A 24,980-nucleotide genomic window follows, 5' to 3' on the forward strand; every position below is an offset into this window, starting at 1 on the left:
TCGAAGCGCAGTCGTTGACGCGTTGGAGCGACTCCTTCCTCTCAGGAGGGACATATCGGTGAACGGCCCGGGTGTCCTTCGGGTTCCCGCCCAGCGCTCCTGGCCTCCTGGTACCCCACGCCCGGGCTGAACCACCTTGATCAGCCGCGGGCACCTTCGCCATAAGCTGTTGCCCATTGCCCATTCACCGGCCGAAAAGGGCAGGGGATGAACGCCTGTGGCTCAGGCAAGGAGGTTGACGCCTTGCCGGAACAGCCAGCTCAGGCGGGATGCGAGCGGCACGATGCGCGGTCCGACGAGTGGCTGTTCACGGGCCCACAGCAAGGAGCCGGTGAGCAGCAGGTGGCTATGCGAGAGCTTTCTCCAGGCCCGCTCGTAGTCTTGCGGGTGTCCGGCTCGCACGCACCGGACCAGTTCACCGGCGGCGGTCAGGGCCAGCGTCAGGCCCTCCCCGGTGAGCGCGTCCACGTAGCCGGCCGCGTCACCCACGAGAAGGACGCGGCCCGCGACGCGCGAGCGCACCCGCTGTCGCAGCGGACCGGCGCCACGCACCCGGGTGGTGCCCGCGGCGGCGCACAGCCGTGACATCAGGACGGGAAACCGGCTCAGCTGCGCCTCGAACGCCATGCGCTCGCTGGTGAGGACCGCGATGCCGACGAGGTCGGGCGCGAGCGGCGTGACGTATGCCTCGGAGCGTCCCGACCAGTGGACCTCGACCAGGTCGCTCCACGGTTCGACGGCGTAGTGGCGGCGCAGTCCGTAGCGCGCGGGCCGATGTGGATCGTGCGGTGCACACAGGCCGAGTGCGCGACGCGTCGGGGAGTGGAGACCGTCGGCAGCGGCCAGGTACCGGGCCGTCAGCCCGCCGGCGGTGACGCACGCTCCGTCCTGGTACAGGTTGTCGAGGCGGCGCTGCACCAGCCGCACCCCCAGCTGGGCGGCTCGGGCGGCCAGGGCCGCGTGCAAGCCGGTGCGTCGTACGCCGAGGCCCTGGCCGGAGCGGAACTGTGCCTCCGCATGGCGCCCGGTGATGCCGTCCACGTAACGGATGCCGCGGAAGGGCTGTCCGGCGACCGTGACACCGAGCTGCGTAAGTGCCCGCAGGGCCCCCGGCATCAGCCCCTCGCCGCAGGCTTTGTCGATGGGTGTGGGTCGGGGTTCGGCGACGACGACCTCGAGGCCGGCCAGCGCGCCGTGGATGGCTGTGGCCAGCCCTGCCGGGCCGCCGCCAGCGACGAGCAGATCGATCATCGTGCGGTACCCGGCATCGGTACGGTACGGTCGCCGACCAGCGCCCTCTCCTCACAGCGGACACGCACGGAGAGCAGCACGAGGTTCAGCACGGTGAAGCAGAGCGCGGTCGCCCAGGCCGTGTGCACAAGGGGGAGGGCGAACCCCTCGACCACGACTGCCAGGTAGTTGGGATGCCGCAGCCATCGGTAGGGGCCGTAGGTGACCAGCGGCAGTCCTTCGACCACGACGACCCGGGTGTTCCAGCGCCGGCCGAGGGTGATGATGCACCACCAGCGCAACACCTGTGCGGCAACGGCCAGTGCCAGCATGGGCCAGCCGAGCACCGGGAGGAAGGGACGGCCGAACGCCCACGGTTCGGCCACGCAGCCCACCAGCAGGCCGGCATGGAGGGCGACCATCGCCGGGTAGTGGGCGCGCCCGTATTCCCTGCCGCCGCGTGCGCGGCTCCATGCGCTGTTGCGGCGAGCCACGAGGAGTTCGGCGAGGCGCTCCACGGTGACCAGGAGCATCAGCCCGGCCAAGGCGTTCACGAGCGATTACCAGCGCAGAAGGACGAGTTCGGAGGCGAGGCCGGGCCCGAGGGCCAGCATGAGCCCGGTGGACCCGGACTCGGGCGGTCCGCAGGTCATCGCATCGAGCAGCACATGCAACACGGACGCCGATGAGAGATTCCCGCTGCGGGCCAGTGAGCGCCGGCTCAACTCGAACGCCGACTGCGGCAGCCCGAGGACTTCAGCCAGCACGTCGAGGACTTTCGGCCCGCCGGGATGGCAGATCCAGGCCGTGACGTCCGGTGGCTTGAGATCGTGATCGGCAAGGAAGGACGCGATCTCCTCTCCCACGTGCAGCCTGATCACCTCGGGCAAGTCGCTGCCGAGGACCATGCGGAAGCCCCACTCGCCGACTTCCCACCCGAGAAGCTTTCCGGTGCCCGGATAAAGGCGGCTGCGGCCTGCCACCACCTGCGGACCGGGGCCGTCGCCATGTCGGGGGTGGTCACGGCCGACGGCCAGCAGAGCTGCTGCTCCGTCACCGAACAGGGCGCCTGCCACCAGGTTCCCGGTGGACGTGTCCGAGGTCTGCAGCGTGAGCGAACACAGTTCGGTGGAGAGCAACAGCGCAACATGATCCGGCCGCCCGACGAGATAGTCGTGGACTCGGGCGGTGCCGGCCGCGCCGCCCGCACAACCGAGTCCGAAGACGGGCACGCGCTTCACGTCGGGGCGTAGTCCGACGGTCGCGGCCAACCGGGTCTCCAAGGACGGGGTGGCAATGCCGGTGACCGAGGTGGACAGCACGAGGTCGATGGTGTCGGCGGTCAGTCCGGCTTCGGCCAGCGCCCCTTCGATGGCCTGGGCCCCGAGATCGAGCGCCGCCTCGATGTAGGCGTCGTTGGCCCGGCCGAAGCCGCCGAGCCGTTCGTACCGGTCCAGCGGCAGCGCCAAATGCCGGGCCTCGACCTGCACAGAGGCATGGATACGGCGCAGCAGACCGGCGTCCGCACCCGTCGGGAGACAACGGGCGAGCGCATCCGTGATGTCGGCCTGCGTGTAGCGGTGGGGCGGCAACACCGTGCTCACTGCCAGGACACGCGTCATTGATCCACCATAGACAAGAACTAACAGAAGGTGTTGAACGTGGCAAAGAGGGTGTGGCGCGACGTAATGTGACATCGTGCCGAGCACCCCCAGCGCCGAGGACACCGTAGCGGCACCCATCGACTTCCCGGTCAGGCCAGCGACAGGCTTGCTGACAGCGTGTCACCCGCTTCCCGCCGCAGCAGTAACCGCCTTCACCGCCGCTCTGGCCGCTGCAGTGGAGCACAGCCTCCTCAGCGGCACTGTCACGGTATGCGCGGTGGCCGCCGGACAGCTCTCAGTCGGCTGGTGCAACGATCGCATCGATCTGCAGCGCGACCGAAAAGCCCAGCGCAGGGACAAGCCGCTGGCCACCGGCCAAGCACGGGCTGGGGCGGTGACCGTCGCCGCAGCCTCGGCCCTCGCGCTGTGCATTCTCCTGTCGGTGGCCTGTGGACCACTCGCGGGCTGCATTCATCTGGGCGGTGTAGCGACAGCCTGGTGGTACAACCTCCATCTGAAGCGCACGGCCGCTTCCTGGCTGCCGTACGCCTTCGCCTTCGGCACCCTACCCGCCGTCGTCACCCTCGCCCTGCCCGGCGGCTCATGGCCTCCGCTGTGGCTGACGGCCGCCGCCGCTCTGCTGGGCACGGGGGCCCACTTCGCCAATGTGCTGCCGGACATCGACCATGACCTCGCAGCAGGCGTGACGGGTCTTCCCCAGCGGCTGGGCAGGCGGCGGGCCGGCCCAACGGCGGCTCTCCTGGTGCTCGCTTCGTCCTTCGTTCTGGTCCTGGCGCCTCCCGGGCCGGTCTCCGTGTCCGGCTGGGCAGTACTGGGGTCCACGACGCTGTTGTGCACGGCCGCCCTTGACCGACCGCTCGGCGCGGCCGACGGAAAGCTCGCTTTCCGGGCCACCATGGCGATTGCCGGGGCCGATGTCGTCCAACTGCTGCTTCACGGCACCGATCTCCGCTGACGGCGCGGACCGCCTGATCACCGACTTCAGCGTCGAGAATCAGAGCTCGACCTGACGACCGGCCCGCAGCTTCAAGAGGCACTCGATGAAGCACTGGCCGACCACCCCCACCGCATCGAGGCCGACTTGAACCTCGTGACCTTCTGTGACTGCTCGGGACTGAACGTCCTGCTGCGAACCCGAGCCAGGGCCCGTGAGGCAGAGATGTCCTTCACAGTGGTCGGGGCCCAGGCACCCGTCGTGGCCCGGCTGTTCTACCTGACTGAGAACTGGCCGCTCCTCGGGCCGGGCTGGCTGCCGCCTGATCCTCATCACTGAAGCAGTGGCCCCGTCGCAGCTTCGAAAATCAGGCTCTCAGGCAGGCGTCATGTCGATGAAGAACTCCCGGTCGACGGGCGGCCATGCTCACCAGGATGCCTGCCGGGTGGTCGACGAGGTCCGGAGGCCGCGGACCCACGGCAGCAAACCGAGGATCGGCCTTCAGCAGCTCCGTGACCAGGTTGGGCAAGTCTTCGCATGTTATGCCTCATTCGATGGAGCCCAGCAGGTCCAAAAGACACGGCCGCTATCCGTCTCAGGGTCGGATCAGCAGGGCAGTCGCCGGACGCCGCAGTCAAGATGCTGGTCGCTGACAGATCGCTCAGGCCCTCCCAGTGCTCTTGCCGAACTACGGTGCCACCTATTTGCCACTGTTTGACCGTTTTGCATAGACATGTGGGGTACTCGCCCTCCTGGACGTGAATCCGGAGGAGCCGACTCCGTCGGCGTTCCGGGCATCGGAGGAGGAATGGCTTATGAGTGATGCCGGTCGTGTTCAGCAGACGGGGCAGACGGCGAAGGAACAGGCATCGGCTGTCGCCGATCGGACCGGACAGGCGGCCGGTGAGGTCGCCGGTACTGCGGCCGAGCAGGTCAAAGCGGTTGCCGGTGAGGCACGCCAGCAGGCAGGTGGTGCGATGCGTGATCTGCGGCAGCAGGTGCAGGACGAGGGCCAGGGACAGGTGGAGCGTCTTGCCGCCTCCGTGCGGCAGTGGGCCGATGATCTTGCCGGGATGGCGGAGAACGCTTCGGGTGACTCCCCGGCTCGCGGCCTGGCAGCCCAGGCCGCCGACGGGGGCCATCGTGCGGCGGACTACCTGGACAAGAACGGCGTGGAGGGCCTGATAGGCGATCTGCAGGAGTTCGGGCGCCGACGGCCGGGAGCGTTCCTGGGCGGGGCGGTGCTGGCCGGTCTGGTGGTCGGCCGCCTGGCCAAGGCCAGCACCAAGGCCGCCCGGTCCCCGCAGCCCACGCGGCCGCTGCCGCAGGAGAGCAGCTCGCTGCCTCCCGGTGCTGTGCGGCCGCTGCCGGAGGAGAGCAGCTCGCTGCCTCCCGGTACCGCGCCGTCGGAGCTGCCCGGTCGTCCGGGGGTGTGAGATGTCCTCGATCTCACCCCAGCCACCTGGAGCGGAAGGTTCGGGCCGCGACCGCTCGGTCGGCGAACTGCTGTCCGCGGTGACCTCGGACGTGCAGACGTTGTTCCGCCAGGAGGTGGAGCTTGCCAAGACGGAGATCCGCGAGGAGGCCACCAAGGCCGGTAAGGCCGCCGGCATGTTCGGAGGCGCCGGTTTCGCCGGATACATGGTGGCGCTGTTCCTGTCGCTCGCAGCGGTCTTCGGCCTATCGAACGTGATGGACGCCGCGTGGTCGGCACTGATCATCACGGCGGTGTGGGCGGCAATCGCAGCCGTGCTGTACGCAATGGGCCGCACCCGGATGCGGGAGGTCTCCCCGAAACCCGAGCAGACCGTAGAGACACTGAAGGAGGACGCGCAATGGGCACGTCACCCGACCAAATGAGGGCCCAGATCGACACCACCCGGGAGCGGCTGTCGGAGAACGTCGACCGGCTGGCCGACCGCGCCAGCCCCGGACAGATGGTGCGCCGCCGCAAGCAGCGGGTGCGCGGTGCAGTGTCGGGGCTTCGTGACCGTGTCATGGGGACCGTGGCCGACTCCGCCGGGACGGCCCGGGGTCGAACCCAGCAGGCCACCGAGTCGGCGAAGGAGAGCGCGGGCGAAGCCGCGGACGCCGTGCGCCAGGCGGCCGGAGAGGCCGCCGGGCAGGTCGGCGATGCGGCCGGACGGGTCGGTGAGACGGTCGGACGCGCACCGGAGCAGGCCGTGCGGCAGACGCAGGGCAATCCGCTCGCCGCCGGGCTGATCGCCTTCGGCGCCGGCCTGCTGAGCGCTTCACTGCTGCCGGTCTCCGAGACCGAGCAGCAGGCAGCCACACAGCTCGCCGAAAGTGAGGCTGTCGAGCCGGTCAAGCAGGCGGTGGTGGAATCGGCCCAGCAGCTGAGGGAGGACGCCACCGAGACCGCCAAGCAGGCAGCCGAGCAGGTCAAGGACACCGCCGCGGATGCCGCCCATACCACCAAGGAACAGGCCGGCGACCAGGCGGCGCAGGTGACCGATCAGGCCCGTGAGTCCGGCCAAGAGGTCACCGGTGAAGCACGCGGGCAGAGTTCGGGACCTGCCTAACGAACTGACCACGGACCACCGCGAGGTGGATGGCCTTTTCGAACAGATCGAGGAGGCCGCGCCGGGCAGCCCGGAGCGCAAGAACCTGGCCGACCGGCTGACCATCGAACTGGTGCGGCACTCCGTCGCGGAGGAGGAGCACCTGTATCCCGCGGTACGCAGGCATCTGCCGGGCGGCGACGCGCTTGCTGACAAGGAGATCGCCGACCACGGAAGGGTCGAGGAGCTGCTCAAGGACCTGGAGGGGCGCGAGGCCGACGATCCCGAGTTCAACTACCTCCTCGCGCAGCTCAGGACCGAGGTGGAAGCCCACGTGGCGGATGAGGAGAGCAACCTCTTCGTACAGTTGCGATCCGCGTGCACACCCGGCGACTTGGAAGAACTCGGAGACAAGATCCGCTCGGCGAAGAAGCTTGCCCCCACGCGCCCGCACCCCAGTGCACCTGATACACCGCCGGGCAACAAGCTTCTGGCGCCCGGGGCCGGACTGGTCGACCGCGCCCGCAACTTCATCACCGGCCGCGGCAAGTAGCCACTCCGCTGGCCTGCTGGCCCGTCCGGGTAGGGCGGGCCGGGACCGCTCGACCATCGCCCAGGCGGTCCGCGGGCCGGGCACGGAGCCCCTGGACTCCGTGCCCGGCCCTCATCCCACCGCGGCCGCTCAGCCGCACCCCGCGGGTGCCCCTTGGCAACCGGGAGGAAACCTGTCAGCAGTCGAATCCGGGGGTCCCACACCGGCTGTGGCGTTTCACTGGTTGGGTTCGGCCGAACTGATGTCGCCCAGCGCGGAGCCGGGGTCGCGCTCGATGGCCAGGTCGCCGAGGGAGACTATGCCAACCGGGTGCCCGTTTTCGACGACCGGCAGCCCGCGCACCACTTGTTCCCTCATCAACTGCACGGCGCGGCCCGCACCGAAGCCGAGGAACACGGCATCGCCGGCGAACGCGCCACCTCCCAAGCCCAACGCGCCTTCACCTTCCCCTTCATTCGACCCCACCAAGCCGCCGACGAAATCGAGCTGGCCGAACAACTGCTCACCGGACTCGTCCTGCACGTGACCAGCGCGACCGTTCGCATCGCCGCGCTCATCCGCGACGCCGAACCACCCAGGACATCGAAAACCGGGCCGAGCTGCTGCGCACCGAGATCAGCCTCGCCGGCGTCACCGTCGCCGAGCCCATCCCCGAACTCGCCCTGTGCTTCCACCACGCCGTCCTAGGCGCTGACCACGCAGTGTCCGCCTAGATCGCGCGCCTGAACGACCTCACCCGCAGCGGCGACTACACGTACTACGTCGACATCGCCCACTTCATGGCCGACCTTCCCCTCAACACGGCCTCACCGGCCCGGTGGCTCGATGGAGAACAGCCCACCCTCGAGCGGTGGCTCACCCTTGCCTCCGCCCGCGTGATCACACGAACCTGGCCCGATGACGTCTCTGGCCATCGGACGTGGGTGAGAGATAGGCATACAGAAAGGCCCGAACCTCCCGGTGACCAGGGCTCGGGCCCTTCCTGCTCCCGCTTGCCGTAGCGGCTGCGGCACAACGGTCAACCGGCGTCCGGGCTCTTTCCCGACCAGCTACGTCAGTAGCTCGACGATCGCGCCTGGTTGCGGTCGATCTTCTCGTTCAGGCCCCGAACGTCATCAGCGAGCCGGTCCACCTTCCCATCGAGATTGCCCACCTTCTGATCAAGTTGCCGACCTGCAGACGCACCGCCGTGAGATCGCTCTGACGATCCCGAACTCCCGATCCGTCCTCTCCTCCGCCTGCTCAAAACGGCGGGTGAGCGCAACAATCTCGCTCTGAGCGATGGGGTCCTCGGGCACGGGGCGCTCCTGCCAGACACAATAAGAGGCGGATATCAGGGGCCCCACGATATCGCGCCCGCCGTACGCCGAACCCAGAGAACGTCGGCCGGGTCACAGGCTCCGCCGAACGCACATCGCAGCAGCTGGACCAACCCCGCCGATGAGGGGCCACGAGGTTTCCGGACAGGCACCCAATAGGGTTGTCCTGAACAGGAAGCGAGGAAGAAGTGGCGCCACCCAGTAAGTACTCGCCGGAGTTCCGCGAGGAAGCCGTCCAGATCGTGTTGAGGTCAAGCAAGACGATCTCCGAAGTCGCCCGGGAGCTTGAGTTGAACCCGGAGACGTTACGCGGCCGGGTGAAGAAGCACCAGAAGCAGCAGGAACCGGCTCCCGATGCGGAACTGACGGTGAACGAGCGGACGCGCCTGAAGGAGCTCGAACGACGCAACCGCGAGCTGGAGATGGAAGTTACCTTCCTGAAAAAAGCCGCAGCGTACTTCGCGAAGGATCCCCGGTAGCAAGTAAGTACGAGTTCATCGACGAGGTGCGGCTCGACACCGAGGAGTACGCATACAGCGTCGAGTTCATGTGCGGCCGACTCGGCGTGTCCAGATCCGGCTACTACGACTGGCGATCCCGCCCGGAATCCGCGACGGCCCGGCGTCGCGGAGATCTGAAACTGCTCATCAAGAAGGCCTTCGACACATCCGACAGCACCTACGGACACCGGCGCATCCGGGCCCAGCTGGGCCGCGGCAGTAACTACATGTCAGCCGAGTTCGGGAAGGTGCTCACCGGTTTGGACTCCGCAGATCTTCCGGCCGCACCGGGATATGTTTCGACAACGCCATGGCCGAATCGTTCTTCGGCACGCTGAAGAACGAACTTACCTGACCCGAGAGGCTGCCCGACAGGACATCACGCGGTACATTGAATTCTGTTACAATCGCAAACGCCTCCACTCGGCGGTGGGTTACCGCCCTCCGCGTGAAGTCCACGCCGAGTACGAGAAGTTGCGAATCGCCGCGTGAAATAGACGGTCAGACGCCTGTCCGGAAAACGCGAGGCCTCTCACCGACCAGGCAGCACCGGCGCCCTGCGGTCCGTCAGCCAGATGCCTGGACCATGGTTCTTTTGCGCGTCTGAGACCTATGGCGCACGTGGGCACGTCGGGAGCACCCTGGGTAAGGACGAAGCCCTGGACGGGGTGTGACGGCGCTGTCCAGGGCTTCGCCGAGCCACTCCATAGTCTGGAGCGCTTGGCGTGGAGGGGAGCGGCCGCATGTAGATGCAGGGCGCGGGTATGCGGCTCATAGGCGACGGGGGTGGTTCCTGTTGTGGAGGAGGCGCATCATGCTGATGGCTCACCCGGCGGTGTTGACGGACCTGGTCGAAAAGTACGAGACGCTGCGGGCGCTGAATGCTGAGAAGGGCGGGCCTGCGGGGCGGCAGCGCATGGAGGACGTGGCCTACACGTTGTGCGTCTCGACTGGAACCTGCGACGTGGATGCCGCCCTGATCGCTGCGCGCCACCAGCTTCCCGGCGCCCGTCCCGAGGACGATTCAGTACTCGCTGCCAGCTGAACCAGGTTCCGGCCGGGGGCGTGCGACGCCACGGTGCGTGTCCGTCCGATTGCTGCTGGTACAGACCCGGAATCCGCGCTGCAGCAGGCCCTTGCCAACCGTTCCGAAGGCCCGGGAGGAGCCATGGCGCACGACAGGCAACCCACGACCTGGGAGAACCCGGCCCCGGGATCCCGCACCGGCGCCCGAGGACTCGGTGGCCATGCTGCAGGAGGTGGGACAGTGCAGCAGGCTCTGGTCTCACACGCGGTGATTGACCAGGCGACGGCATCGTGACTGGGCAGGCATTGGAGTGTCCTGCAGGAGGTCTCTCAGCACACCCACCTCACCTGCGCTGCCTCGCGGAGGCCCTGACTGCCTGGGCGCACACCGGCGAAATCGATCTCACTCTCCGTCTCGCCCTTGAGCACGCACTGCGCCGACAGGCCCCGGGTTCTCCAGGTGACCGGGTTCGCGCCACTCGGGGCTGACCTGGCCCGTTCCGCGTTGGCCGATTACCCGCGAACCAATTCGCCGCCCGTGTGCGCTACTGCCGGTGCTGCCCGGCCAATTGAGAGCCGCCGCCTGACCGGGACCGTCTGTCGGCGACGGCTGAAAAGTGGACCAGTATCGACGCTTGGGTTCTAACGCTTATCGCAACATTCCTTGATCATTAGGGGTGTGTTGGTGGCGAGGCGGGGACGTAAACGCAGGCTGGAGCTCGAGGCTGAGTCTGGCGTCTGCTGGCGGCCGGGGTGGGCACTGTGGACGCGTGCAAGCAACTGAGGATCGGGCGGAAGACCGGGTACCGGTGGCGGGCGGAGAATGGAGGCTTGGAGCCGGACTACGTTCCGGCTGCGTCCCGGTCAGGGCGGTACCTGTCCCTGCTGGAACGCCAGCGGATCGCTTCGCTGCGCGAACGCGGCCTGACGATCCGGGAGATAGCCGCCCGGCTCGGCCGGGCACCGTCGACGGTCAGCCGGGAGCTGCGGCGCAACAGCCGCCCCACGACTACGGAATCTACGATGCCGACCTGGCCCACCACCGCTGCCGGGAACGAGCCGGGCGTCCCCGTCGCGCCAAGCATGGGAACTGGTCAGTGCGTGGCTGGACGTCGTCGTTCTGGAGGCGGACCGGATCGCCGCCGGAGTGATCGGATACACCACAGCCACGATCCCGTAGCCGGATCCGTACGGCAACGGTTCGCGCGCCTCGACTCATGGGCCCGCTAGCGGATGCCCGGCTTCGCGGAGGCCGAGATCACATATCACTGTGCCGCGCAGGACAATGACTCGAGCGACCACCTGCCGTACGTCGGCCATGCCGACCCCGGCACCCAACACGTCTACGTGGCCACCGGCTTCGGCGGCTGGGGCTGAGCAACGGAGTGATGGCCGGCCGCCTGCTCGCAGCCCACACCACCGGAGGAGCACGGCCTGCCTGGACCGACCTGTACGACCCGAGGAGCCTGCCTCGGGTGAGCGAGACAGCGGAGCTGGCGAAATTCCAGACTGCTGTCGCCCGGCACTTTTGTCGGCGACTGCCTGCATACAAGCCACGTCGACTCGGTGAATGACATCCCGCCCGGCAACGGAGCGGTCTTACGGCTGAACGGAAGGCGCTGCGCCGTGTACCGCGACGAGCAGGGCCACGCCAGCGTGTTCTCCGCACGATGCAGTCACCTCGGCTGCCTCATGCAGTTCAACGATGCCGAGCGGATCTGGGAATGCCCATGCCACGGCTCCCGCTTGCGACGGACGGCTCGGTCCTGCACGGGCCTGCCATCCGGCCTCTGGGACCTCGCGAGCTGCCCCAAACCGGGGATGAGCCGGGGTAGCAGCGCCGACGCAGAGTGGTGACGTGTCGCCTTCGCAGCGTGGCTGCGTTGACGCGTCATCGGGCCCGGCGGGCTCGGCGCGCCCGAGCGCAGCGGACCATTTCCTCGGCGAGCAGATTCTCGCGCATCGAGCCGCGTCGGCGGATGCGCGACTACCTGCGCGGCCTGCTGGGCCCGGTCGGCCGCAAGAACGGCTGGCACGTTCATATGCTGCGGTTACCCGTATCTCTAGTCATATGGGCCACGGGGCACCGCCGCGGCGCGGCGGTTTCAGCGGGTCACGCCTGAGCATGGCGCCGGAACAGTTGCCAGTGTTTCGACCGCTGCGCTCCTGTCCAAGGGCCGGAGTGATCACGCAGGCGCGGGCGGATCCGTGGCCAGTTCGTCCGCGTACTTGCCCGTGACCAGGTAGACCACGCGGCGGGCCACCGAGACGGCATGGTCAGCGAAACGCTCGTAATAACGGCCGGCCAACGTGACGTCCACGGCCGTTTCCACACCATGCTGCCACCGGTCGTCCAGCAGGTGCTCAAAGATCACGCGATGCAGCTCGTCCATACGGTCGTCGTCCTTCTCCAACTGCAGCGCAGCATCGACGTCCGGAGTGATGAGCACTTCGGCGGCCTGCGCCATCAGACGCTGCGCAAGCTGGCCCATCTCCAAAATGGTGCGCCGCAGATCGCCTGGCACCGCTCGTTCGGGATGGCGAAGCCGGGCCAGCTTGGCCACGTGCTGGGCAAGATCACCACAGCGCTCCAGATCCGCGCTCATGCGCAGCGAGGTGACCACGAGGCGCAGATCCGTGGCGACCGGCTGCTGCCGCGCCAGCAGCGCGATCGCCCGGTGCTCCAGATCCCGCTGCAGAGCATCGACCGTGACATCGGCCGAGATCACACTCTCCGCAAGCTGCAGATCCGCATCCAGTAGAGCGCTGGTGGCCCGACCCATGGCCGAACCGGCCAGGTGTGCCATTTCCACCAGGCCGTCTCTGATCGACGCCAACTCCTCGTGATAAGCCGCCCGCATAAGTCCTCACCGTCCAGTCCCCCCTCAGCCAGTCTCCACCGGATGCCAGACGCGCACACTTCGCGCAGCTTCACGGCCTTCCCACCCCGGCAGACCGCTGCCCAAGTGACATCAAATCTCCCAGCGATGTTGATCTAGTGAACGCTCCCAGAACGCCTCCTGAAGAAACAGACACAGCCACCATTGGCGGACTGCCTAGGGCTCGAGGTAGCTGTCGTCGATCTGGTATTTGATGCCTCGGGTCTGGCTGGCGGGTGCTTCGGGGTCGACCACGAACTCGGCGAACTTCCCGTACAGGGTGCGGCATCGGGCAGCGTCGGAAAGGGTGTCCGACTCGGTGCAGCTTGTCCTACGTTTCAGCCGTGGTTCCGAGCCGGTCATTCGTAGGATCGGCAGGGCCCAGGGGTTCCGGGTATGGCTGTAGTGGCGGGGATGACGGCGGCCGGGCCGAAGCGGGCGCGGGCCTTATCGGCGGCGGCCTCGATCCGTCGGCGCTTGTCGTCGCCGGGGTCGAACGTGAGCTGTGTCGTGGCGCGTTCGGCCGGCTGAAGGTCTTCGGCGCGCAGGGCGATGCCGCGGACCCGGGCCCGTTGCAGGCCGAGCGTTGCATAGATGTCGTACGCGGCGCGGGTGAGGGCCGCGGTGTGGTGGGTGGGTTCGGTCAGAGTGCGGGTGCGCACGGTGGCGGTGCGGTCGGCGTAGCGGACGGTCAGGGTGAGCCGCCGGACGATCTGCCGCTCGGTGCGCAGTATGGTGCCGAGGTGTTCAGTGAGGCCGAGCAGGGCCTGGCGGTGCCGGTCGGGGTCGAGTTCATCGCGGTCGAAGACATGGTCGGCGCTGCAGGAGCGGGCCGTGGCCTGCGGGACGACGGAACGGTCGTCGATGCCGCGGGCGCGCTCGTGAAGCAGGCGGCCGTGGGTCTTGCCGAGGAGCCGCTGCAGGGTGCCCGGCGGTGTGTCGGCGGCCGTGCCGATGGTGTGCAGGCCGTGCCGAGCCAGCAGGTTCGCGGTCGCCGGGCCGACTCCGTACAGCGCACCGATGGGGCGGGGGCGCAGGAAGCCGGCGATCGCCTCGGGGCTGTTGTCGAGGTGACTGATGCCGCCCGGGGCGGTGGCGTCGGCGGCCATGGCGGCGAGCATGCGATTGCCCGCCGAGCCAATGGTGGTGGCGATGCCGTACAAGGCCAGGGCGCGCAGCTGGATCAGCTGCGCCAACTCGTACGGGGTGCGGCCGTAGTAGCGCAGGGCGCCGGTCACATCGCAGTCGGCGTCCGCGGGCGGCAGGGCCTGGGTGCGGGGGCTGATGCCGTGCAGTTGCTCCACCAGCCGCTCATACACATCGGCGTCAGACGTGTCGGGCAGATGGAAGTGAATCCGGAGAATATGCCGTTCCGTCATGACTGTCACCCGGCGCTTCCTGGACTCGTGTAGCCGAGGGCTTTGAGGTCGGCGGAACGCTGCCCGGCCGGCTGCAGGTCGGCCCACGGGTGCAGTTCGGCTCCGGTCTCCTGTGTGATGGTGCGCTGCGGCGCATCGCCCCTGGCCGTCGGCGTGGCCGGGGTGGGGGTGGCGTCGGGGCCGAGGAGGCGATGAACGGCTTCGGGGCCGTGGTCGCGGCGGGCGGCGGCAAGTTTGTCGAGGTCCCAGACCATGGTGCCGGTGATCGTGTTGCGGCCGCCGCGGCGCTGGATGGTGCCGCGGACCAGGAGCAGCCCGCTGTGGAAGATCGTGTGCGCGCAGGCGTCGTGGCTGTCTTCGAAGAAGGCCAGGTCGACCATGCCGGAGCCGTCTTCGAGGGTGACGAAGATGATCCGCTTGCCGCTTCGGATGGGCGGCGTCTGGGTGGAGGCCCGCACGCCCGCCACCAGAACGCGCCGGCCTGGGCGCAGTGCACGCAGGTGGGCGGCGTCGGTGGCACCGAGCTCGCGCAGCAGCTGATGGTGGTGGTCCATCAGATGCTGCGACACGTCGATGCCGAGGATCTGCAGTTCCGAGCTGAGGGCTTCGCGGCTGGTCATCTCCGGCAGCCCGGCTGCCTGCCCGGCCGCCTCGTCGCCGGTGTGGAGCGGGAGCTGCCCGTCATCGTGGCGGCGTCCGCGGTACTGGCGGTGGAGCTCGGCGATGTTCAGCAGCAGATCGCGGCGGGAGAGGGCGCCGCGCAGCGCGTCCAGGGCGCCGATGCTGACGAGGCGTTCGGCGGTCGGCCGGTTGGGGCGGGCGCGCTGCCACAGGTCAGACAGGGACGTGTAGGGCTGGCCGGCGGCGATCCGGGAAACCTCGCCCTCGTTGATGCCGCGAACGCCGGACAGGGACAGGCGCACTCCCCAGGTGCCGTCCGGGGCCTGTTCGATGGTGTGCGTGGGCTTGGAGTGGTTGATGTCGACGGGCAGCACCGCGACGTTGTGGCGGCGAGCGTCGGCCACGATGACCCTCTTGGGCCACATGCCCGGGTCGTGCTCGAGCAAGCCCGCATACAGGGCGGCTGGATGATGGGCCTTCAGCCAGGCCGACTGCAGGGCCGGGACGGCGAAGGCGACCGCATGGGCGCGGCAGAAGCCGTAGGCGCCAAACGCCTCCAGCGTGTCCCACACCTTGTCCAGCACGTCGGACGGGTAGCCGCGGGCGGAGGCCTCTTTGAGGAACCAGGCGCGGACCTCGGGCATGCGCTCCGTATCGCCGAGGGCGCGGCGGGCGATGTCGGCGAGCGCCCGGTCGCAGCCGGTCAGGGTGGCGACGATGTCGATGATCTGCTCGTGCCAGATCACCACCCCGTACGTATCGGACAGCACCGGTTCGAGATCGGAGTGCGGGTAGCTGGGGGCTTTGCCGTGGCGGGCGGCGATGTACTGCTCCGGCATGCCGCCGGCCACCGGGCCTGGCCGGAACAGGCTGATGTCGGCGACGACGTCCTGGACATTGCGCGGCTGCAGCCTGCTGAGCAGGTCCATCTGTCCGGGCGATTCGAGCTGGAACAGGCCCAGGGTCTCGGAGGCCTGGATGAGTCTGAACGCGAAGAAATCATCCAGCGGCACCTGCCGCGGGTCATCCAGGTCGATGGTGTCGCCGGTGGTGCGCTGAATCTCGGTGGTGGCGTGCGCCATCGCGGACTGCATGCGCACCCCGAGCACATCCAGTTTGATGAGGCCGAGGTCTTCTACGTCTTCCTTGTCGGCCTGCACCATCGGATAGCCGCCCGGGGTCGGCTGCACCGGCAGCCGGTCCAGCAGCGAGGTGTTCGTGAGGATCACGCCGCAGGGGTGCATAGCGATGCCGCGCGGCAGTTTGTCGAGGCCTTCGGCGAGCTCGAACATGAGCCGGAACGGCGCCGCCTCGCTTGCCAGTTGCTTCAGCTCCGGCAGTTCAGCGAGCGCGGCGGTGATGTCGCAGGCCCGGATGTGCGGAAACGATTTGGCGATCCGGTCCACATCCGATGGCGCGATGCCCAGTGCCAGCCCGGCGTCGCGCAGCGCGTGCCGTGCCCGGTACGTCTCCGGCATAGCGGTGACCGCGACCCGCTCCAGCCCGAACCGGTCGATGATCTTGTCGTAGACCTCCAGCCGACGTGCAGACTCCACGTCGATGTCGATGTCCGGCAGCGAGGCGCGCCGCACGGATAGAAAGCGCTCAAAGAGCAGCCGGTGATCCAAGGGGTTCGCGGTGGCGATCATCAACGCGTGATTGACCATGCTGCCCGCGCCGGAGCCACGGGCCGCGACCCGGATGCCCATCTCCCGTATATCGGCGACGACTTGGGCGACAGTCAGGAAATAGGTGTCATAGCGGAGCTCGGCGATGACGGCGAGCTCCTCCTCCAGGCGCTGGAGGGCCGCAGTGTCACGGTCGAGGCCGCGGCGGACCATGCCTGCCTCGCACCGCTCACGCAGCAGCCGGGATGCCTCCCCCGCTCCCCCACCAGCGCCGACCACCTCCGGTTCGGGGAAATGGGGTGTGCCCAGGCCCAGGTCCGCGACCGGATCGAGCACGCACCGTGCGGCCGTCGCTTCGGTGTCGGCGAGCAGACGGCGGACCCGCCGCTCTCCCGTGCCCGCGGCTTCGGCGATACGGGAGGCGGCGTCGGTCATCGCGGCCGGGGACTTGAGCCAGCGCTCCCCGGTATCGAGCCGGTGACAGTCGATGGGGCGCAGCAGCCGGGCCGCGTCCAGGACATCGGCAAGCCGGTGCTGGCCAGGGTCGGCGTACCGGGTGGCATTGGTCAGCACGGCGGGGATGTGCGCCTGGTCGGCGAGTTGGAGGGTTCGGGCGGCCAGGCGCAGCGAGCCGGGCTCGGTGCCGGACAGGCCGTGCCACACTGCCTCGAGCCGCAGCCCGGTCCCGAAGATGTCGCGCCAGGGGCCAAGCAGCTGCTCAGCGATGTCCGGTCGGCCCGCGGACAGGGCACGGACCGGTTCGGAGACCGGCCCGAGCAGCGCGATCAGTCCCTCGCCCGCGTGCTCGCGCAGCGCCTCCCAGGACACCACGGGCGGCTCGCCGTGCGGCTGCTGGTGGGCGGCGGAGGTCAGGCGGCACAACCGCGCCCAGCCGGTCCGGTTCTCGGCGAGCAGCACCAACCGCAACGGCTGCTCGAGCACGTGGGCGCCGCCGCGCACCGGGGTACGGCGGCGCTGCGCACGGACAGAAGCCAGCGGAGCGACGGCCAGGTCGATGCCGAAGACTGGGCGGATGCCGTGCTCCATCGCCGCCTTCGCGAACCGCACGACGCCGGTGACGGTATCCCGGTCGGTCAGCGCCAGCGCGCTCATGCCGCGCTCGACTGCCCGCCGCACCAGGTCCTCGGGGTGGGAGGCCCCGTACCGGGCGGAGTAGCCGGACGCGACGTGCACGTGGGTAAAACCCATGCCGCGCCTCCGAACACCACAACCCCCTCTGTCTATTTTCGTGCGAAATACACCGAAAAGCGACTTCGAACCTCTGTTCGAGAACAGTAACGCGTGATGCAGTGCGCGGCGACCGTGGCGCACGAGACCACATCGATGAGGGAAACCCCCACCCGCGCGACGTTGGCGCAGCCCGGCGTCATGATTCCGCCGCTGCTGGCCCCCGATCAGCGTCGGTAGGTCCTTCCGTGCCGTAGAGCGGGACGTCGTCGGGGGTGATGTCGATGCGGAGCCGGTGCAGGTTGACGGGGTGGCGCCAGCGACCGTGATCAACCGCGGTGTCACCGTGAAACTCACCCACGAGCAGGGGTGCGACGGGAGTGAACCGGAGCAGTTCGCGACTGCCCCAGTGCGAACTGAATTGCACGTCGTGCCAGGGGTGGTCCGCGCCCGGGGTGCGAGCAAGCCGCCACCGAGCTCCGCACGAAGCCGCGGCGACAAGGGGGTACTCCGGGCGACCAGCAGGAAATGCCCGTCGCTGGTGTAGCGGCCGAGCAGGATCGTCTCAGGCCGGGTGAGACTGCCGGTGACCGCGCCGACGATCGCCTCGGCAGAGTTGCGGGTGCGGTACTTCAGCCAACCGCGTCGGCCGGGTTGACAGGTCTGGTCGACACCCTTGATGACCAGGCCCTCCACCCCTACCGCGGTCCACTCGGTCAGCCACTCCTGGGCTGTGGCGCGACTGGTCGTCACGGCGTGAGCGCCCAGGGAGCCTGAAGGCCCTGCCCCTGGAACAGCGAACTCGAGGCTGCGCGGCGCTCGGCGTAGGACCAGCTGAGCAACTCCGTGCCGACATGCCGCAGCAGATCGAAGGCGACCAGATGGGCCGGTCGCGCCCGGGCCCTCTGGGCGACCGCTCGCGACCGGCGGTTCATCCGCTGCTGCAGCGCCGAGAAGTCCTGTCGGCCACCCGGTAGATCACGGCGTCGCCAACGTCCTCGCCGAGTGCCCAGCGGCGTCAGCGACCTCCGGAAACGCCGCGGTGAGGTCCCGCCCGTTGCGGGACTGCAGAAACACCGCGCCATCAGCCCCGGCGAACACGAACAGCCGGAAGCCGTCGTACTTCGGCTCGAACACCGTGCCGCCCGGCACGGCGGCGGGCCCCGGCAGACGCGGCACGGATCGGGCCAGCATCGGCTCCACTGGGAACAAGACTCGCATAAGGCAATTACCCGAGCAAAGAGTGCAATCTCCTCTCTTAGCCAGAGTGAAGGGTGCTGGGTGACCTGTGTATCTGCAGACCATCGCGGACGAGCTGTACGGGCTGTACCCGGCCGACTTCATCGCGGCCAGAAACGAGCATGCGGCTGCAGCGAGAAAGGCGGGCGACCGCAAGCTGGCCGGGGATATCCAGTCCCTGCGGCGCCCGACCCTCTCGGCGTGGGCCAGCAACCAGCTCGTGCGCCGACAGCCGGACCAGGTCCGACCGCGGATCAGCCGGACCAGGTCCGACCGCGGATCAGACGGCGATGACCGCCTCCATGAGGCATCGGGCGGCCGGTGAGCCGGGCCCAGTGGCGCAGAGCCGGTGTGCTTGGGCAGGCGCGAGCCGGCGTATCCGCCTTCGGCGCGCATGAAAGCGGTGCCGATCCTCGGGTCGAGGCCGGTGCCGGTGCCGGCGAGAACGTCGTCGATGTCGGCGCCGGTGCCTCGCACAGGTGATCAGATCGCCGACGAAGCTGATCTTGGGGGCCAGGAACGCGTTGCTGGCGTACTTGACCACTTCCGCGGAGGTGAGATCGGTGACCACCAGCGGCGCGTCGATACCTCGGTACAGCTCCCGCACCAGCGACAGGGAGGGCTGCGTCAGCAAGGCCCACGACCAGGCGTGCGGGGCGGCGCCAGTCCCCGATCGCCTCTCCCTGGTTGGGGAACTCCGGACTGCATACCGTCCGAGCCCACCCCGGATCGGCCGGACGGAGCGATCGTCGCCACCACCGCACCGACGGCTTGGGAAGGCCAGCCGGTCCGAGTACTGGACCTGACTCCCTGCAGAACCTCCCGGGGGACCAGTTCGTTGAGCCGCTCGTCCTGCTCCCCCAATGATCAGAAGGACATGTCGTGAGCAGTGGTATCCCAGGAGTGGAAGACAGCTGTATCAGCGCATTCCAGGAGCTGAAGAGCAAGCGGGAGATCAACACAGTGATCTACCGGCTCAGTGACAATCTGGAGACCGTCATCCTCGACTTCAAGGGGAACCTGACGCACGACGAACTACTGGAGTCTCTGCCAGCCGCCGAGCCTCGGTTTGTCGTCTACGACCTGGTCTTCGCGACGTCGGACGGGAGCCGGAGGGAGATGATTGTGATGATCTCCTGGTCCCCCGAGACCACGGAGATCAAGCAGAGGATGGTGCACTCCTCCAGCTACGACACACTCCGGAACATGCTCGACGGTGTCCAGGTCTACGTACAGGCCACGGAGCTGTCCGACGTGGAGTACGACGCACTCGTATCCCGGGCTTCTTGACCCACCCACAGCCTCCTTGACCGAGGGGTTCGAGAACAGCAGCTCGTTCACGGCAACCCGCCGCCTACGGCCCATTCACAACCAGCGGTCTCACGCAGGCCGCCACTCCTACCAGCACTGGCGTCGGAGGCCGCTCCTGCCCTGGCGGCGGATCTGCCCTGGTATACCTGCCGCTCTACGTGCCCTGACCGAACACCGCACCGAGCCCGCCGGGCAGGGCCCTGAGCGCGGACATCGCGGCCGCCGCCCTGCGCGGCATACGTCCCCGCACCAAGCTACTGGAACGAGGATGACTCGGTCATGGACTCACCATGCCAGCGGCGTATGGTCGGCCGGCACTGCCTCCTCGGGCGTGACCGGCTTGGGCGACGTGCCGTCGCCGAACGGCCGCCCGCCCAGCGCTGCGCGATCGTGCGGCTCGAGCCAGTTCGTCAGGTCCGGGCCAGCCGGCACGATCCTGGTCGGGTTGATGTCGCGGTGCACCGTGTAGTAGTGCCGCTTGATGTGGTCGAAGTCGACCGTGTCACCGAAGCCGGGCGTCTGGAACAGGTCCCGCGTGTACGCCCACAGCACCGGCATCTCGGAAAGCTTGTGCCGGTTGCATTTGAAGTGGCCGTGGTAGACGGCGTCGAAGCGCACGAGCGAGGTGAACAGCCGCACGTCCGCCTCGGTGATCGTGTCGCCGACAAGATAGCGGGACCGTACAAGCCGCTTGGAGAGCCACTCGAGCCGGGCGAACAGGCGCTCGTACGCCTCGGCGTACGACTCCTGCGACCCGGCGAACCCGGCCCGGTAGACGCCGTTGTTCACGTCCTTGTAGACCACCTCGTTCACCGCGTCGATCTCCGACCGCAGCGCGGGCGGGTAGAGCGCCGGCGCTCCGTCGCGGTGGTACAGCATCCACTCCAGCGACATGTCAATCGTGATCTGCGGGAAGTGGTTGGTCACCACCTTGCCCGTTGGCACATCGACGATCGCCGGCACCGTGATGCCCCGGTCGTAGCCCGGGTCGCGGCGGAAGTACGCCTGCTGGAGCCGCTCGATCCCGAGCACCGGGTCGCGGCCGCCCGGGTCGAGGTCGAACGTCCAGCTGCGCTCGTCGTGGATGGGCCCGGCGACGGCCATCGGCAGCGCCCTCTCCAGGCCGAGGAGCCGCCGTACGATCACCGCCCGGCTTGCCCACGGACAGGCGCGACTGACCACCAGCCGGTAGCGGCCGGGCTCCACAGGAAAGCCGTCGCGTCCGTCGGTGGTGATCCGGGTGGTGATGTACCGGCTGTCGCGCGAGTACTTCCCGCCGGGACTCACATAGCTCACACCCTCGCCCTACCCAGAACAACCGCGGCGAACGCGGCGGCCAGCCTCGAGTGCGTAGTGCGTGGGCATCGCGCTGCGGTCGAGAACGCCTCGACCGACGAAGCTCGCCGACTGATCGATGCGGCTCCTGCTGTGGCTGAGCGGTTCAGGTGACCTGTCACGATCAGACTGCTTCGGCTTCGAGGAGTTGACCAGCACACCACGCCGCCCTCTCGGAAGTCGAACGTGGCGTTTCTCAGGGACGTAGAACGCTTTCGGTGCCCACGACGGCGGCGCGGGCGACGGTGCTGGCCGGCGGTTCGACCCGAAGCGCCCGGCTCCTGGCTGGTCAACCTCTCGCACGTCGACCTGGCGCGCGTGCTGATCGGCTAGGAGTGGCAGCAGCTCGAAAGGGATCTGCTGCCCAGCCCGTTCACGCCGAAGGGTGAGACGCCCCAAGGTCCGGCCTGGTACGCGACCGTCGCGCACGCGGTGGAGCTCGGCTACGACCTCGCACCGGCCGAGGCGTGAGTGCGGTACGAGAACGGCCGCTACCTGGACGGCTGGTACAACCGTCTGCACGGCGCCTACGTGGCGACGATGGCCGACGTGGGCGTCACCGGCGACCTGTCGCCGGAGGACTTCCTCGCGGCCATGGACGGCTACCGGCAGCGCGATGAGCAGCTCCGCCACGTCACGCCGCCGAGCGGAGGTTCGGGCCCCTTCCACCTGAGCGTTCCCGCGGTGAGGGTGGAACTTCCGTGTAGCGTCAGGGACAGCTGTCCTGGTTCTGAGGTACCGGTCGCCCGTGAGCGTGCGCACTGGCCGTGCCGCAGGTCGGCAGCGCCCCGACGCCAAGCTCAGTCGTTCTGCGCAGCCACCAGCACGGTTTCTTCTGCCCGATACATTCGGTACCAGAGGCCATGACCTCTCGCGCGGTCGTCACGTTATCTACCTCTTTCGCACAGCGGCCGGTGAACCAGCCCCTGAGCATCCCCACCCCGGCCTTTCCTCCCTTGTACGCCTGGCCCAACGTCCCTGCCGCAAGCCACGACCCTGATGCCCGCGACGGGCACCGTAGCCGCTCGTAGGCTTGAACAGGGGGCGGTTGGAGGTACGTCATGCGACACGCCTTGGCCAACGGCGCGATCAGCTTCGGGCTTGTGACTCGCCCGCGACGGAGAGCCGCGCATGACAGCTGCAGTCCGGCATTGCGGTTCACGGTCCTCCGCCGATCCAGACCCCCCTATCCATAGCCAAGGGGATGTCACCGTGACGATCACTCCCCCCGTGGCGCCGATGCTCGCTCTCGCTGTCCCGCAACTGCCCGGGCCCGCAGCGTTGCCCGGCGGCACGGTGTTCGAGCCGAAGTACGACGGCTACCGGATGCTCGTCTTCGCGCACGCCGGTCACGTGTATCTGCAGTCGCGGAACCTGCGCGAACTGACGTCCCTGTTCCCGGAGATCGCCGACGCAGCGGCAGCCTTGTGCGAGGACGTCGTACTGGACGGCGAGGCCGTGATCCACCCGGGCGGCCGACTGGACTTCACCGCCCTGCAGAAGCGGATGGGCCGCCGGCCGGGCACCGTCGCGCAGCTGGCCGCGAAGCAGCCCGCACACTTCATCGCCTTCGATCTCCTCGAGCTCGAAGGCACCCAGATGTTCAACTGGCCCTACCGGGAGCGGCGCGCCGCACTCGAGTTCTTGTTTCAGGGACACGGGCTGCACGCCCCGTGGGCTCTCACCCCTCCCACTACCGATCACCGACAGGCAGAGCGGTGGCTTCAAAAACGGGCAGGCACTGGGGTGGAAGGGGTCGTGGCCAAAGGGGCCGACCAGCCGTATCTGCCCGGGCGCCGCGGCTGGCGCAAGATCCGCGCCCGGAACACTGCGGAGGCCATCATCGGAGCTGTTACCGGTCTCTTCACCCATCCCACCACGCTGCTGCTCGGCCGCTACACCTCCAGTGGTGGCCTGCGCCTGGTCGCCCGCAGCATGCCGCTGTCGCCTCCCCTTCAGCGCGAGCTCGGTCGCCTGCTGTCCCCCGCCGGCCGCGAGCATCCCTGGCAGGACGTGCGCATCTCTTCCCAAGGGGGCAGCCGAGAGCCACTGTCCTTCACCTGCGTGGCACCGCATTTCGTCGCCGAGTTCCTCGGCGAAACCGCTATCGGCGCCGGCAGGTGGCGCCATCCGGTACAGGTGCAGCGGATCAGGACCGATCTCGCGCCCCAAGACGTGCCCGCCGCCGACGAGAACCCGGAACCCGCGCCATGAAACAGGCGGTGGCGGGTTTCAGTTCGCGGATTCGCCACGCAACGCGCTGCGAAGACCTGCTGGACGACGGTGCATGCGCGCTCCCCGCTGCGGATGTCGAGCATGGTCTGGCGAGCGTGCCCCAAGCGCGGACCCCGACGTCATGCGCCCTCTCTCCCCCGCTGCCCTCTCCCCCGCTCTCGCCACGGAATGGCCTTGACCGGAGGGTTTGAAGCCGCTTTCCCGGCGCAGGGGATAAATGAACTAAGCCCTACATCCCCTGAGACCGGAGACGATCACCATGGGCATCATCGCCTGGATACTCATCGGCTTGCTCGCCGGAATGATCGCCAAGCTCCTGATGCCTGGCAAGGACCCCGGCGGCATCATCATCACCATGCTCATCGGTATTGCCGGCGGCCTTCTCGGAGGCTGGCTCGGCAAGGTCATCTTCGGCGTCGACTCGATCGACGGCTTCTTCGACCTCTCCACGTGGGTCGCGGCGATCGTCGGCTCCCTGATCCTGCTCGTCCTCTACCGGCTCATCACCGGAAACAGGCGCTCCCACCGGCACGCCTGACGGCTGGCCCGAAACCCCGCAGCGACGAGAAGCTGAACCCGAGGCAGAGGCGCCTCGGCGCGGTCGGGTCTGGCCCCGAAGTGGTCGACCGCGCCAGGCGTCTACTCGCTCGCCGAAGGGAACGCATCGCGGACATGGGGCATGGCGCGGCAGGCGACACGGTACCGGCCGTTGGGCAGATGGGCCGCCGTCGTCACGCGTACCGTCAGCGGGCGGGCCCATTGCACGCCCCCACCAGCTGAGCACGAAGCGGGCCCCCACCGGCTCGTGCCGAACGTAAGGACGCGGGCATCGGCCCCGCACTGTATGGGTCACCCCGGATGGTGCCGGCCCACGGCGGTGACCGGACTTGCACCGCGACTGCGACTTGTAGGTCGGCGATGCGGGGGCGAAGGCGGAAGCCCTCTAACAGTTGCGGAGCCGGAGCGGCGGGGACTCGCTCGCTGCTCGACGACACCCTCGCCGCCCTTGACCGGTTGGACGCCACCGCTTTCGGGCTTTGCCGGGCCTACGGGCGGCCCATCGGGAGGGAACGCCTCTTGGCCCTGCCTCACTCCGACATCTGCATGGGATGTCGGAGCGCACACCCAGCCATCGGGTAGCTCGCCGCCGAGCAGCCGCCGCTGTCATGCCCAGGGACGGCCCAGCCGACGACCGCGCCGGGGTAGTGAAGGTCGGCATAGGCTAGCGATCGGTCGTGGGCGCAGGCAGAAGCAAGCGGTCACATTCCCACCGCGTCCAAGGCCTCACCCAGCGACGCCGCGGCGGGCACCCCCGAGTCCGGTCCGGCTATCTCCAGAAGGCGCTGCACCGGCGGAGAGGGCGCGGCAAGGTACAGCGCCGCCGCCGAACGCGGCGCCGTAGCTCCGCGGCGCGCAGATCGCGGGCCATGAGGCTGACCCAACAGGGAGCGCCGAA

General features: G+C 68.5%; 23 protein-coding genes and 4 pseudogenes. 16 read left to right on the forward strand and 11 right to left on the reverse strand.

Annotated elements, in window-relative coordinates:
* Positions 1 to 222 precede the first annotated feature (222 nt).
* Genes QFZ67_RS01085 through QFZ67_RS01095 form a run of 3 tightly spaced genes read right to left on the reverse strand, consistent with a single transcriptional unit; the run spans position 223 to position 2,852 of the window.
* Positions 223 to 1,251: an NAD(P)/FAD-dependent oxidoreductase gene (locus QFZ67_RS01085; RefSeq protein WP_307659212.1), complete on the reverse strand. Its 1,029-nt coding sequence runs from the start codon at positions 1,249 to 1,251 to the stop codon at positions 223 to 225.
* On the reverse strand, positions 1,248 to 1,763 hold the full coding sequence (locus QFZ67_RS01090; RefSeq protein ID WP_307665697.1) for an isoprenylcysteine carboxyl methyltransferase family protein: 516 nt from the start codon (positions 1,761 to 1,763) through the stop codon (positions 1,248 to 1,250). Before QFZ67_RS01090 ends, QFZ67_RS01085 begins: the two co-directional genes overlap by 4 nt.
* 27 nt (positions 1,764 to 1,790) lie before the next feature.
* On the reverse strand, positions 1,791 to 2,852 hold the full coding sequence (locus QFZ67_RS01095) for a type III polyketide synthase (protein ID WP_307659213.1): 1,062 nt from the start codon (positions 2,850 to 2,852) through the stop codon (positions 1,791 to 1,793).
* A 76-nt stretch (positions 2,853 to 2,928) separates the two neighbouring features.
* Here QFZ67_RS01095 and QFZ67_RS01100 point away from each other — a divergent pair, with 76 nt between their 5' ends.
* The 6 genes and pseudogenes from QFZ67_RS01100 (at position 2,929) to QFZ67_RS01120 (ending at position 6,864) form a co-directional block, all read left to right on the forward strand.
* The gene (locus QFZ67_RS01100) at positions 2,929 to 3,810 is read left to right on the forward strand and encodes a UbiA family prenyltransferase (RefSeq protein WP_307659214.1); all 882 of its coding nucleotides are present in this window, start codon (positions 2,929 to 2,931) and stop codon (positions 3,808 to 3,810) included.
* A 42-nt stretch (positions 3,811 to 3,852) separates the two neighbouring features.
* Positions 3,853 to 4,128 (forward strand): annotated as a pseudogene (locus QFZ67_RS38935) (STAS domain-containing protein); the annotation flags it as partial.
* A gap of 476 nt (positions 4,129 to 4,604) precedes the next feature.
* A complete protein-coding gene (locus QFZ67_RS01105; RefSeq protein ID WP_307659215.1) occupies positions 4,605 to 5,225 on the forward strand; it encodes a hypothetical protein in 621 nt (206 codons plus the stop codon).
* Positions 5,226 to 5,304: 79 nt separating this feature from the next.
* A complete protein-coding gene (locus tag QFZ67_RS01110) occupies positions 5,305 to 5,649 on the forward strand; it encodes a phage holin family protein (RefSeq protein ID WP_307659216.1) in 345 nt (114 codons plus the stop codon).
* Positions 5,625 to 6,332 carry a DUF3618 domain-containing protein gene (locus QFZ67_RS01115; RefSeq protein ID WP_307659217.1) on the forward strand — a complete coding sequence of 236 codons (708 nt, stop codon included), beginning with the start codon at positions 5,625 to 5,627 and terminating at the stop codon, positions 6,330 to 6,332. The genes QFZ67_RS01110 and QFZ67_RS01115 overlap by 25 nt, the downstream gene beginning before the upstream one ends.
* On the forward strand, positions 6,298 to 6,864 hold the full coding sequence (locus QFZ67_RS01120; protein WP_307659218.1) for a hemerythrin domain-containing protein: 567 nt from the start codon (positions 6,298 to 6,300) through the stop codon (positions 6,862 to 6,864). Before QFZ67_RS01115 ends, QFZ67_RS01120 begins: the two co-directional genes overlap by 35 nt.
* Positions 6,865 to 7,080: 216 nt before the next feature.
* Here QFZ67_RS01120 and QFZ67_RS01125 read toward each other — a convergent pair.
* Positions 7,081 to 7,236: pseudogene (locus QFZ67_RS01125) on the reverse strand (CBS domain-containing protein); the annotation flags it as partial.
* Between the two features lie 1,135 nt (positions 7,237 to 8,371).
* Here QFZ67_RS01125 and QFZ67_RS01130 point away from each other — a divergent pair.
* The 5 genes and pseudogenes from QFZ67_RS01130 to QFZ67_RS01150 all read left to right on the forward strand — a co-directional run bounded on the left by QFZ67_RS01130 (position 8,372) and on the right by QFZ67_RS01150 (position 11,566).
* Positions 8,372 to 9,175, forward strand: a pseudogene (locus QFZ67_RS01130) (transposase).
* Between the two features lie 322 nt (positions 9,176 to 9,497).
* Positions 9,498 to 9,728 carry a DUF5133 domain-containing protein gene (locus QFZ67_RS01135; RefSeq protein WP_307659219.1) on the forward strand — a complete coding sequence of 77 codons (231 nt, stop codon included), beginning with the start codon at positions 9,498 to 9,500 and terminating at the stop codon, positions 9,726 to 9,728.
* A gap of 743 nt (positions 9,729 to 10,471) precedes the next feature.
* Positions 10,472 to 10,939, forward strand: a complete 468-nt coding sequence (locus tag QFZ67_RS38940) for a helix-turn-helix domain-containing protein (protein ID WP_373429913.1) — start codon at positions 10,472 to 10,474, stop codon at positions 10,937 to 10,939.
* Between the two features lie 3 nt (positions 10,940 to 10,942).
* Positions 10,943 to 11,086, forward strand: a complete 144-nt coding sequence (locus tag QFZ67_RS01145; RefSeq protein ID WP_307659220.1) for a hypothetical protein — start codon at positions 10,943 to 10,945, stop codon at positions 11,084 to 11,086.
* Positions 11,087 to 11,275: 189 nt separating this feature from the next.
* Positions 11,276 to 11,566, forward strand: a complete 291-nt coding sequence (locus QFZ67_RS01150) for a Rieske 2Fe-2S domain-containing protein (protein ID WP_307659221.1) — start codon at positions 11,276 to 11,278, stop codon at positions 11,564 to 11,566.
* 329 nt (positions 11,567 to 11,895) lie between these two features.
* Here the strand turns inward: QFZ67_RS01150 and phoU are convergent, their stop codons facing one another.
* From phoU to QFZ67_RS01180, 6 genes are all read right to left on the reverse strand, one after another.
* Positions 11,896 to 12,570 (reverse strand): phosphate signaling complex protein PhoU, encoded by a 675-nt coding sequence (gene phoU / locus QFZ67_RS01155; protein ID WP_307659222.1) that lies wholly within the window; start codon positions 12,568 to 12,570, stop codon positions 11,896 to 11,898.
* 195 nt (positions 12,571 to 12,765) lie between these two features.
* Entirely contained in the window at positions 12,766 to 12,951 is a 186-nt protein-coding gene (locus QFZ67_RS01160; RefSeq protein WP_307659223.1) for a hypothetical protein, read from the reverse strand.
* Positions 12,948 to 13,967, reverse strand: a complete 1,020-nt coding sequence (locus QFZ67_RS01165) for a hypothetical protein (RefSeq protein ID WP_307659224.1) — start codon at positions 13,965 to 13,967, stop codon at positions 12,948 to 12,950. Before QFZ67_RS01165 ends, QFZ67_RS01160 begins: the two co-directional genes overlap by 4 nt.
* A 5-nt stretch (positions 13,968 to 13,972) precedes the next feature.
* Positions 13,973 to 17,425 (reverse strand): DNA polymerase III subunit alpha, encoded by a 3,453-nt coding sequence (locus QFZ67_RS01170; protein WP_307659225.1) that lies wholly within the window; start codon positions 17,423 to 17,425, stop codon positions 13,973 to 13,975.
* A 728-nt stretch (positions 17,426 to 18,153) separates the two neighbouring features.
* Complete coding sequence (locus QFZ67_RS01175) at positions 18,154 to 18,339, reverse strand: hypothetical protein (protein WP_307659226.1); 186 nt, start codon at positions 18,337 to 18,339, stop codon at positions 18,154 to 18,156.
* A gap of 43 nt (positions 18,340 to 18,382) precedes the next feature.
* On the reverse strand, positions 18,383 to 18,598 hold the full coding sequence (locus QFZ67_RS01180; RefSeq protein WP_307659227.1) for a hypothetical protein: 216 nt from the start codon (positions 18,596 to 18,598) through the stop codon (positions 18,383 to 18,385).
* 94 nt (positions 18,599 to 18,692) lie between these two features.
* On the opposite strand from QFZ67_RS01180, the gene QFZ67_RS01185 reads away from it, so the two are divergent.
* Both QFZ67_RS01185 and QFZ67_RS01190 read left to right on the forward strand, forming a co-directional pair.
* Entirely contained in the window at positions 18,693 to 18,968 is a 276-nt protein-coding gene (locus QFZ67_RS01185) for a hypothetical protein (protein WP_307659228.1), read from the forward strand.
* Between the two features lie 557 nt (positions 18,969 to 19,525).
* Positions 19,526 to 19,933, forward strand: coding sequence for an actin depolymerization factor/cofilin-like domain-containing protein (locus QFZ67_RS01190; RefSeq protein ID WP_307659229.1), 408 nt, complete (start codon positions 19,526 to 19,528; stop codon positions 19,931 to 19,933).
* A 306-nt stretch (positions 19,934 to 20,239) separates the two neighbouring features.
* On the opposite strand, the gene QFZ67_RS01195 is transcribed toward QFZ67_RS01190, so the two are convergent.
* Positions 20,240 to 21,250 (reverse strand): glutathione S-transferase family protein, encoded by a 1,011-nt coding sequence (locus tag QFZ67_RS01195; RefSeq protein ID WP_373429915.1) that lies wholly within the window; start codon positions 21,248 to 21,250, stop codon positions 20,240 to 20,242.
* Positions 21,251 to 21,541: 291 nt separating this feature from the next.
* Between QFZ67_RS01195 and QFZ67_RS01200 the strand changes: the two are divergent.
* The 3 genes and pseudogenes from QFZ67_RS01200 to QFZ67_RS01210 all read left to right on the forward strand — a co-directional run.
* Positions 21,542 to 21,981 (forward strand): annotated as a pseudogene (locus QFZ67_RS01200) (transcriptional regulator); the annotation flags it as partial.
* A gap of 520 nt (positions 21,982 to 22,501) precedes the next feature.
* Positions 22,502 to 23,503 carry an ATP-dependent DNA ligase gene (locus tag QFZ67_RS01205; protein ID WP_307659230.1) on the forward strand — a complete coding sequence of 334 codons (1,002 nt, stop codon included), beginning with the start codon at positions 22,502 to 22,504 and terminating at the stop codon, positions 23,501 to 23,503.
* Between the two features lie 280 nt (positions 23,504 to 23,783).
* Positions 23,784 to 24,062, forward strand: coding sequence for a GlsB/YeaQ/YmgE family stress response membrane protein (locus QFZ67_RS01210; protein WP_307659231.1), 279 nt, complete (start codon positions 23,784 to 23,786; stop codon positions 24,060 to 24,062).
* Positions 24,063 to 24,980: the final 918 nt, after the last annotated feature.

This window comes from Streptomyces sp. V1I1 (genome assembly GCF_030817355.1).
In the GTDB taxonomy this organism is placed as follows: Bacteria; Actinomycetota; Actinomycetes; order Streptomycetales; family Streptomycetaceae; genus Streptomyces.

What these genes read in the sequence shown, in the direction of transcription:
- QFZ67_RS01085 (WP_307659212.1), bottom strand. Translation starts at nt 1,251, where the DNA reads ATGATCGATCTGCTCGTCGCTGGCGGCGGCCCGGCAGGGCTGGCCACA.
- QFZ67_RS01090 (WP_307665697.1), bottom strand. Translation starts at nt 1,763, where the DNA reads ATGCTCCTGGTCACCGTGGAGCGCCTCGCCGAACTCCTCGTGGCTCGC.
- QFZ67_RS01095 (WP_307659213.1), bottom strand. Translation starts at nt 2,852, where the DNA reads ATGACGCGTGTCCTGGCAGTGAGCACGGTGTTGCCGCCCCACCGCTAC.
- QFZ67_RS01105 (WP_307659215.1), top strand. Translation starts at nt 4,605, where the DNA reads ATGAGTGATGCCGGTCGTGTTCAGCAGACGGGGCAGACGGCGAAGGAA.
- QFZ67_RS01115 (WP_307659217.1), top strand. Translation starts at nt 5,625, where the DNA reads ATGGGCACGTCACCCGACCAAATGAGGGCCCAGATCGACACCACCCGG.
- QFZ67_RS01135 (WP_307659219.1), top strand. Translation starts at nt 9,498, where the DNA reads ATGCTGATGGCTCACCCGGCGGTGTTGACGGACCTGGTCGAAAAGTAC.
- QFZ67_RS01145 (WP_307659220.1), top strand. Translation starts at nt 10,943, where the DNA reads ATGCCCGGCTTCGCGGAGGCCGAGATCACATATCACTGTGCCGCGCAG.
- phoU (WP_307659222.1), bottom strand. Translation starts at nt 12,570, where the DNA reads ATGCGGGCGGCTTATCACGAGGAGTTGGCGTCGATCAGAGACGGCCTG.
- QFZ67_RS01160 (WP_307659223.1), bottom strand. Translation starts at nt 12,951, where the DNA reads ATGACCGGCTCGGAACCACGGCTGAAACGTAGGACAAGCTGCACCGAG.
- QFZ67_RS01165 (WP_307659224.1), bottom strand. Translation starts at nt 13,967, where the DNA reads ATGACGGAACGGCATATTCTCCGGATTCACTTCCATCTGCCCGACACG.
- QFZ67_RS01170 (WP_307659225.1), bottom strand. Translation starts at nt 17,425, where the DNA reads ATGGGTTTTACCCACGTGCACGTCGCGTCCGGCTACTCCGCCCGGTAC.
- QFZ67_RS01175 (WP_307659226.1), bottom strand. Translation starts at nt 18,339, where the DNA reads ATGAACCGCCGGTCGCGAGCGGTCGCCCAGAGGGCCCGGGCGCGACCG.
- QFZ67_RS01180 (WP_307659227.1), bottom strand. Translation starts at nt 18,598, where the DNA reads ATGCTGGCCCGATCCGTGCCGCGTCTGCCGGGGCCCGCCGCCGTGCCG.
- QFZ67_RS01210 (WP_307659231.1), top strand. Translation starts at nt 23,784, where the DNA reads ATGGGCATCATCGCCTGGATACTCATCGGCTTGCTCGCCGGAATGATC.